Below are 8,296 nucleotides of genomic sequence, written 5' to 3'. Positions count from 1 at the left end.
GTTCATTCGTTGAATACCTTATGTTTGATTTCAAGAGAAAACTCCCCCTAAAGTAGTTTACTTTTTTAAGTGTCTACTTTAGGGGGAGCATATCAGGTTTACCCGCCTTTGGGGTTTTTTGATGTTACATATTTTATTTTCTTCTATAATGGTGGTAAAATGTAATGATGTATAAACAGGTAATTTTTCATGAGGGAGAGAAAATCCATGGGTGTTTTGGATAAATTATTCGACGGCAACAAAAGAGAGTTAAAAACGTTGCGTAAACAGGCACAAAAGGTGCTTGAACTGGCACCGGAAACAGAAAAATTAAGCGATGATGATATTAAAAATAAAACAGCGGAATTTCAAGAAAAGCTAAAGTCTGCTGAGGGTGATAGAAAACAGGAAGAAAAAATACTGGACGACATACTGCCGGAAGCATTTGCGATAGTAAGAGAAGCGGCCAAACGAACGCTTGGCATGGAACCGTTCGAAGTTCAGGTGATGGGCGGTATCGCGCTTCATAAAGGCGATATTGCAGAGATGAAAACGGGTGAAGGTAAAACTTTAACGGCGACGATGCCGGTGTATTTAAATGCGCTGACAGGACGCGGCGTGCATGTTATTACGGTCAACGAGTATTTATCTGAAATACAAATGGCTGAACTTGAAGTGCTGTATAACTACCTTGGACTGACAGTCGGCTTAAACCTGAATGCTAAAAACAGCACTGAAAAGCGCGAAGCATTTGCGGCAGATATTACGTATACAACAAATAACGAGCTCGGCTTCGATTATTTACGGGATAACATGGTGACTTATAAGCAGGACCGTGTACTCCGCGGTTTAAATTTTACCGTCATTGATGAGGTTGACTCGATTTTAATTGATGAAGCGCGGACGCCTTTAATTATTTCAGGTAAAGCAAAAGAACGGGAAACGTATTATTTACAAGCTCATCAGTTTACGAGAATGCTGAAAGAAGAAGAAGACTACACTTATGATATTAAAACGAGAAATATACAGCTGAACGAATCCGGCATGGAAAAGGCGGAGAAATGGTTTAAGATCGAGAATCTGTATGATGTTCAGCACGTCAGTCTGCTGCATCATATCAATCAGGCGCTAAAAGCGAACTATTCAATGGAACGCGATGTGGACTATGTCGTTGAAGATGAAGGTATTCTGATCGTCGATCAGTTTACGGGACGCACGATGAAAGGCCGCCGTTTCTCTGATGGTCTGCACCAGGCAATTGAAGCAAAAGAGGGTGTGGATATTCAAAATGAATCGCGCACGATGGCATCGATTACCTTCCAGAACTTTTTCCGTCTGTTCCACAAACTGTCAGGTATGACAGGGACGGCGAAGACCGAAGAAGAAGAGTTCATGAACATTTATAATATGCGAGTGACACAGATTCCGACAAACCAGCCGGTGGCTAGAATCGACAACACGGATAAAATTTACGCGGCTGAAGAAATTAAACTGCGTGCGGTCGTGGATGATGTTATCGAACGTCACCGCAAAGGACAGCCGATTCTAATCGGTACTGTTGCTGTTGAAACGAGTGAGCTGATTTCAAATCTGCTGAAAAAACACGGTATTCGTCATAACGTTCTGAATGCGAAAAACCACGGACGTGAAGCGGAAATTATTAAAGAAGCCGGTAAAAAAGGCGCGGTAACGATTGCGACAAACATGGCTGGACGCGGGACGGATATTAAACTTGGCGACGGCGTAAAAGAACTTGGAGGCCTGGCGGTAATCGGGACGGAGCGTCACGAATCACGACGCATCGATGACCAGCTCCGCGGACGTTCCGGACGTCAGGGTGATGTAGGGGAAAGTACATTCTACCTGTCGCTTGAAGATGATTTAATGCGTCGCTTCGGTTCTGAAAGAATTCAAAGCATGATGGAGCGCATGGGCATGAGCGAAGAGGAACTGACGAGCAAAATGATTTCCCGCGGTGTGGAATCTTCACAAAAACGGGTGGAAGGCAATAACTTCGATGCGCGTAAGCGACTGCTTGAATACGATGAAGTACTCCGTAAACAGCGTGAAATTATTTACGGCGAACGCGATGAAATTATCGACCATGATGATGTTTCCGGACTGTTAAACGATATGATTGAACGGTCTGTGCAGCGTACTGCAGAGTTTTACGACCTCGACAATGAAGAAGATATCGATTATGAACAATACGTTAAAACGCTCACGGAGATGTATCTTCCTGAAGATGCAATCAGCATTGATGATATCCGCGGCAAAGGTCCGGATGAAATTTTCAGCCTTGTTATGGACAGAGTGAAAACTCACCTTGACGAGAAAGAAGAAACGCTCGGTACAGAGAAAATGCGGTTATTTGAACGCATGATGATGCTTCGCACGATGGACCAGAAATGGGTAGAACATATCGACAGCATGGATCAGCTGAGAACAGGAATTCACCTCCGTTCATACGGTCAGATAAACCCGCTCCGGGAATATCAGAACGAGGGTATTCAGATGTTTGAAAACATGCTTGTTAATATTGAAGATGACACTGCGAAATATGTGCTGAAAACAACTGTCCGTACGGATGAGGAAATGAAGCGCGAGCAGGTCGTTGATAAAAAACAAATGCATACAGGCGACGGAAAACCGAAAGCGAAAAAGCAGCCGGTCAAACGCCAGGTTAAAGTCGGCAGAAATGATCCGTGTCCATGTGGCTCGGGCAAAAAATACAAAAACTGTCACGGACAATAAGTTAGGGGATACAATATGGAATTAAGTGAAGTAAAAAACTTTTTACAGGAAAAAAGAGAGAAATTAAATGACTTTAGGGGGTCTCTTTGACTTAGAAGAAAAAGAGACTCAAATACAGGAAAATGAAGAGCTTATGCTGGATCCGGATTTTTGGAACGACAGTGACAAGGCAGCAGAAATTATCGCAGATAATAACTATCTGAAAAAAATTGTCGACGGCTTTAATTCTCTCAGCAGCTCCCTGGACGATATTGAAACGTCCCATGAACTGCTGCGCGAAGAATACGATGAAGAACTGGTGGAACTGCTGGAAGAATCAGTTAAAGAGACATCAGCAGCAATTGAAGAATATGAATTAAATCTGCTTTTAAGCGGTGAACACGATTCTCTGGATGCGCTGCTCGAGCTGCATCCGGGTGCTGGCGGCACTGAATCTCAGGATTGGGCTGAAATGCTTTTAAGAATGTATCAGCGCTACAGTGAATCCGAAGGCTTTAAAGTCGAAACTTTGGATTATCAAGGGGGAGACGAAGCGGGTGTGAAGAGCGTGTCTTTATCGATTAAAGGACCTAATGCATACGGATTGCTGAAAGCTGAAAAAGGTGTGCACCGTCTGGTAAGAATATCGCCGTTCGATTCATCGGGACGCCGTCATACGTCGTTTGTGTCGTGCGAAGTCACACCGCAGTTTAAAAATACGGATATTAATATAGAAATTAATACTGATGAAATTAAAATTGATACCTACCGCTCAAGCGGTGCCGGCGGACAGCACGTTAATACGACAGACTCGGCTGTACGTATTACGCACCTGCCGACCGGTGTGGTAGTAACCTGTCAAAATGAACGTTCGCAAATTAAAAACCGCGAGCAGGCAATGCAGATGCTGAAAGCAAAACTGTATCAGCGGAAGCTGGAAGAGCAGCGTGCGGAAATTGATAATATTAAAGGCGAACAGAAAGAAATCGGCTGGGGAAGCCAAATCAGAAGTTATGTCTTTCACCCGTACTCCATGGTTAAAGATCACAGAACAAATTACGAAGTCGGTAATACCGATAAAGTAATGGACGGCGACCTTTCTCCATTTATTCACGCTTATCTGCGCTGGAGTATGTAAAATAATTGGAGGTCTGTAATAAATGAAAAGAATACTGCTGACTGCAGGCTTTAGTATTGTTCTTTTACTCGGCGCATGCGGCGGAAGTGAAGAAGAAACAGACGACGAACAGGCAGCTGTGAATGACGGCAAAGCAATTTACCGCAGCGCATCGTGCTTCAGCTGTCACGGCGCGGATTTGGAAGGAGCATCCGGACCGAATCTTCAGGAAGTCGGTGCGAGACTGAGTGAAGATGAAATCCGTACTGTGATTGTTGAAGGTACAGATGTCATGCCGGGCGGCCTCGTCGAAGATCCAAAAGAACTGGATGCGCTGGCAGCTTGGCTGGCAGAACAAAAATAATTTAAGATAGGCACACGGATATGATAGATATGTCCGTGTTTTTTTATTTTCGAAGGATGTGAAAGTAAAAGTATATATTACAGCACAGAAATAAACGGGTAAATTAAGTTACTATTAATGATTTCAAGGTTCATCGGTTAAAAGCAGTTAGAAAAATATTGGTATTGTAAAATTCAGACCTTCAGATTTCTAAGAAATTTCTTTTATATTACAAGTATATTACAAAGCACAATTTCAATTTTTCTTATGCTATAGTTTAAATCGTGTCGTAATAGATAGATGTGAGCGGAAACATCAGACAAAAAACTAATATAAAACTTAACTAATTATCTAGTAGGAGGAAATTCACTTTATGAAAAAAACAGTAGTATCTGTAGCAACTTTGACAGCAATCACAGGTGTAGCGGCAACAGCGGTTTCAGCAGACGAGTACACTATATCCAGTGGAGATACTTTATGGGGAATAGCTAATGAAGTTGGTACATCAGTTGCAGATTTAAAAGCTGATAACGAACTTTCAAGTGATATTATTTTCCCGGGAGATGTACTGACAGTTAATCCAGAGGAAGCTGAAAAAGCACCTGCTCCTGCTAGTAATGAATCAACATACATAGTTAAACCAGGAGATACGCTTTGGCAAATTGGAGCGGAATTCTCAATAGATTACAATGAAATCATGAAATGGAACAGCTTATCTTCAGATCTTATTTTTGTTGGTCAGGAACTTTCAATTGACGGATCAGCAGCTGCTGAACCAGCAGCAGAAGAAGCACCAGCTGTAGAAGAAGTTCAAGAAGCTGCACCTGCAGTTGAGGTAGAAGAAGAGCCAGCTGTAGAAGAAGTTCAAGAAGCTGCACCTGCAGTTGAGGTAGAAGAAGAGCCAGCTGTAGAAGAAGTTCAAGAAGCTGCACCTGCAGTTGAGGTAGAAGAAGAGCCAGCTGTAGAAGAAGTTCAAGAAGCTGCACCTGCAGTTGAGGTAGAAGAAGAGCCAGCTGTAGAAGAAGTTCAAGAAGCTGCACCTGCAGTTGAGGTAGAAGAAGAGCCGGCTGTAGAAGAAGTTCAAGAAGCTGCACCTGCAGTTGAGGTAGAAGAACCAACTGAGGAAGAATTAGCAGCCGAAGAGGCAGAAGCAGAAGCTCAGGCAGTAAAAGAAGCTGAAGAGGCTGAAGCTCAAGCGGCAGCAGAAGCTCAGGCAGTAAAAGAAGCTGAAGAGGCAGAAGCACAAGCAGCAGCAGAAGCTCAGGCAGCAAAAGAGGCTGAAGAGGCTGAAGCTCAAGCGGCAGCAGAAGCTCAGGCAGCAAAAGAAGCTGAAGAGGCAGAAGCACAAGCAGCAGCAGAAGCTCAGGCAGCAAAAGAAGCTGAAGAGGCTGAAGCTCAAGCGGCAGCAGAAGCTCAGGCAGTAAAAGAAGCTGAAGAGGCAGAAGCACAAGCAGCAGCAGAAGCTCAAGCGGCAAAAGAAGCTGAAGAGACACAAGCAGCAGCAGAAGCTCAGGCAGCAAAAGAAGCTGAAGAGGCACAAGCAGCAGCAGAAGCTCAGGCAGCAAAAGAAGCTGAAGAGGCACAAGCAGCAGCAGAAGCTCAAGCAGCAAAAGAAGCTGAAGAGGCTGAAGCTCAAAGAATTGCGGAAGTACAAGCAGCTGAAGAAGAAGCGGCTGAACGAGCTGCAGAACAGGCAGCAGCTGAAGAAGCTGAAGCTCAGGAACAACCTGCAGCAGCAACTCCAGTTTCAAGCGCAAGCAATGGCAAGAACTACTACCAGTGGGGTTCATGTGCATGGTACGTATTTGAAAAACGTTCTTCCATGGGCTTATCAGTTGGAAACGGCTGGGGAGATGCTACGAATTGGGCGTCTAATGCTCAAGCAGCAGGTTATTCTGTAAGCAACTCGCCTTCAGTAGGCGCTATTATGCAAGCTCCAGCTCATACTAATGGTTCATACGGCCAAGGACATGTTGCAGTTGTTGAACGTGTAAATGGTGACGGATCAATTCTAGTATCAGAAATGCAGTTCGGCGGAGGACTTGGTGATTTAAACACGAGAACTATCAGTGCTTCTCAAGCTTCAAGCCATAACTTCATTAACTAATATACATTAATAAAGTCAGCGGGAAACAGATCTATTTTACATAGATTTGCTTCCCGCTATTTTTATACTTCTGAATAAAGTTTTAAAAATAGGTTATCTAATAATATATAGAAGGAAAATCAAAATATCGGACACCGTGAAACCGACAGTGTCCGACAAACTCAATAATTATAAGAAATAGCAAGAGTGAACTATTAAGAAGGGAGCATCTATCTTCAATGAAAATTATTTCACAGGACAACAGCACATCTGTTGCACTGACTTCTCTGATTATTCTCTGGATTCTTAACTTGCTCACATTCAAGCAGATTAAAAAGCTGGATGATAAAGTAACTGCAATGAGGGAGCAGTGGCAGAAGGACAAGCGGGCTGATAATCACAAAATATAGGGTACAGTACATCTTCATACTTCACATTTTCTTAACCTCTCCAGACGGTACTTTATCAGTACTGTATGTTAAAATGATTAAAATGATATGAGAGGGAAAGTGGATTGGATGACGGGAAAAAAAATTATTATTGCGGTTGTTTTTATCGCGTTCTTTCTGCTCATCGGTATTAGTATTGGTGCTGTAATTAATGTATCCGACGATCAGATGAGAGAAAGGAGCCTGCAGACGCTGCAGGATTCTGAAGGGCGCGACAATCATCATGCGGTCGGTTTGAATTTGCTGGACACGGAGTCAGAAGCTGTAATCAATACTGAGGAACCGCTCAGAGATATTATTCAGGATAATGAAGTGACTGTTGTAAACTTTTTCGCTTCCTGGTGCGAACCGTGCAAAAGGGAAACGCCTGAGCTGAATGAGTATGCCCAAGATACAGCAGACAGCGATGTTCAAGTCGTTGGCATCAATATCGATGACAGTGTTAAAAACCGCGATGAATTTTTAAAAACTTACGATGTTCAGTACCCTGTCTTCGAACTGGCTGATGAGGCGGATATGACAAAAGAATTTAAAATCAGCTTAATGCCGACTACATTCTTTATCGATTCGAACGGTGAAGTAGTACGTGCGTATATTGGAGAAATAGGACCGGAATTGATTACGAATTACATTAACTATGTAAAGGAGCGTCAATAAATGGGAATACATCAATATTTTAAAAGTTTAAACGATTTAGAGAAGCTTGTCAGATGTCCCGGCAAGTTTAAATACCAAGAGCACAACGTTGCTGCGCATTCATTTAAAGTGACAAAGATTGCCCAATATCTCGGAACGGTTGAAGAGCATAAGGGCAATGAGGTTGATTGGCGTTCTTTATATGAGAAAGCGCTGAATCACGATTATCCGGAAATTTTTACAGGAGATATTAAAACGCCTGTCAAGTATGCATCACTTGAGCTGAACACGCTCTTTCTGGAAGTTGAAGAAACGATGACTGAGAAGTTTATAGAAACCGAATTTCCCCCGGAATATCAGCAGATATACAAAGAACGGCTGAAAGAGGGCAAGGACAGTACGCTGGAAGGCCAGATTCTTTCTGTTGCAGATAAAATTGATTTGCTTTACGAATCTTTTGGTGAAATTCAAAAGCGCAATCCCGAACCTCTGTTTTTCGAAATCTATGAAGAGTCGCTAGCGACGATTAAACGTTTTGATCATTTACTGTGCGTCCAGGATTTTCTGGAAAATATTTTAACAGAAATGCTTTCGGAACGTTTTATTCCGAAAGATGAGCTGTTTGAAATAACGAATGCCATTCTGAACCGGGAGTAGTATCATGGATTTGTACTGGTACATGATGGCAATGGTAGTCCCGGCAACGACTGTTGTAGTGTTTACGCGTCTTACGCGTAATAAATATGTTGCAGTGATGCTGACTTTTATTTTATTCGGTGCATCGATTTACAGAGGTTTTTACCCCAGCGAGTGGGTAATTTACATAGATTCTGCATCGATTTTTGCAGGGTATATAATAGTAGAGATTTTTGAGCTGGATAATTTTAATAAAGAAGATGAAGAGTAGAGATGACCGAACAAATGTTTGTTATTTCTGCTCTATTTTTGTTAAA

8 protein-coding genes are annotated in these 8,296 nt (G+C 42.7%); all 8 read left to right on the top strand.

The window, feature by feature from the left end:
* Window positions 1–207 precede the first annotated feature (207 nt).
* On the top strand, window positions 208–2,733 hold the full coding sequence (gene secA / locus DFR63_RS11220) for a preprotein translocase subunit SecA (RefSeq protein ID WP_115886037.1): 2,526 nt from the start codon (window positions 208–210) through the stop codon (window positions 2,731–2,733).
* Between the two features lie 15 nt (window positions 2,734–2,748).
* A protein-coding gene (gene prfB / locus DFR63_RS11215) for a peptide chain release factor 2 (RefSeq protein ID WP_211313801.1) occupies window positions 2,749–3,850 on the top strand; the annotation gives its coding sequence in 2 pieces (ribosomal slippage) (window positions 2,749–2,811 and window positions 2,813–3,850; 1,101 coding nt in all).
* Window positions 3,851–3,872: 22 nt separating this feature from the next.
* Entirely contained in the window at window positions 3,873–4,193 is a 321-nt protein-coding gene (locus DFR63_RS11210; RefSeq protein ID WP_115886035.1) for a c-type cytochrome, read from the top strand.
* Window positions 4,194–4,545: 352 nt separating this feature from the next.
* Window positions 4,546–6,279, top strand: coding sequence for a CHAP domain-containing protein (locus DFR63_RS11205; protein WP_115886034.1), 1,734 nt, complete (start codon window positions 4,546–4,548; stop codon window positions 6,277–6,279).
* Window positions 6,280–6,497: 218 nt separating this feature from the next.
* A complete protein-coding gene (locus DFR63_RS11850) occupies window positions 6,498–6,668 on the top strand; it encodes a hypothetical protein (protein ID WP_162842348.1) in 171 nt (56 codons plus the stop codon).
* Between the two features lie 108 nt (window positions 6,669–6,776).
* Window positions 6,777–7,364: a TlpA disulfide reductase family protein gene (locus DFR63_RS11200; RefSeq protein WP_115886033.1), complete on the top strand. Its 588-nt coding sequence runs from the start codon at window positions 6,777–6,779 to the stop codon at window positions 7,362–7,364.
* Window positions 7,365–8,000 (top strand): YfbR-like 5'-deoxynucleotidase, encoded by a 636-nt coding sequence (locus DFR63_RS11195; RefSeq protein ID WP_115886032.1) that lies wholly within the window; start codon window positions 7,365–7,367, stop codon window positions 7,998–8,000. It abuts the gene before it with no gap.
* 4 nt (window positions 8,001–8,004) lie between these two features.
* Window positions 8,005–8,250 carry a CsbA family protein gene (locus DFR63_RS11190; RefSeq protein ID WP_115886031.1) on the top strand — a complete coding sequence of 82 codons (246 nt, stop codon included), beginning with the start codon at window positions 8,005–8,007 and terminating at the stop codon, window positions 8,248–8,250.
* The last annotated feature ends 46 nt before the right edge of the window (window positions 8,251–8,296 follow it).

The sequence above is a fragment of the Jeotgalicoccus halotolerans genome (assembly GCF_003387165.1).
GTDB classification, from domain to species: domain Bacteria; phylum Bacillota; class Bacilli; order Staphylococcales; family Salinicoccaceae; genus Jeotgalicoccus; species Jeotgalicoccus halotolerans.
The sequence above is the reverse complement of the archived record's forward strand: the minus strand, read 5'-3'. Positions and strand labels throughout refer to the sequence as shown.

Coding starts and splice junctions, on each gene's coding strand:
- DFR63_RS11200 (WP_115886033.1), top strand. CDS start 6,777: ATGACGGGAAAAAAAATTATTATTGCGGTTGTTTTTATCGCGTTCTTT.
- DFR63_RS11205 (WP_115886034.1), top strand. CDS start 4,546: ATGAAAAAAACAGTAGTATCTGTAGCAACTTTGACAGCAATCACAGGT.
- DFR63_RS11850 (WP_162842348.1), top strand. CDS start 6,498: ATGAAAATTATTTCACAGGACAACAGCACATCTGTTGCACTGACTTCT.
- DFR63_RS11195 (WP_115886032.1), top strand. CDS start 7,365: ATGGGAATACATCAATATTTTAAAAGTTTAAACGATTTAGAGAAGCTT.
- DFR63_RS11190 (WP_115886031.1), top strand. CDS start 8,005: ATGGATTTGTACTGGTACATGATGGCAATGGTAGTCCCGGCAACGACT.
- secA (WP_115886037.1), top strand. CDS start 208: ATGGGTGTTTTGGATAAATTATTCGACGGCAACAAAAGAGAGTTAAAA.
- DFR63_RS11210 (WP_115886035.1), top strand. CDS start 3,873: ATGAAAAGAATACTGCTGACTGCAGGCTTTAGTATTGTTCTTTTACTC.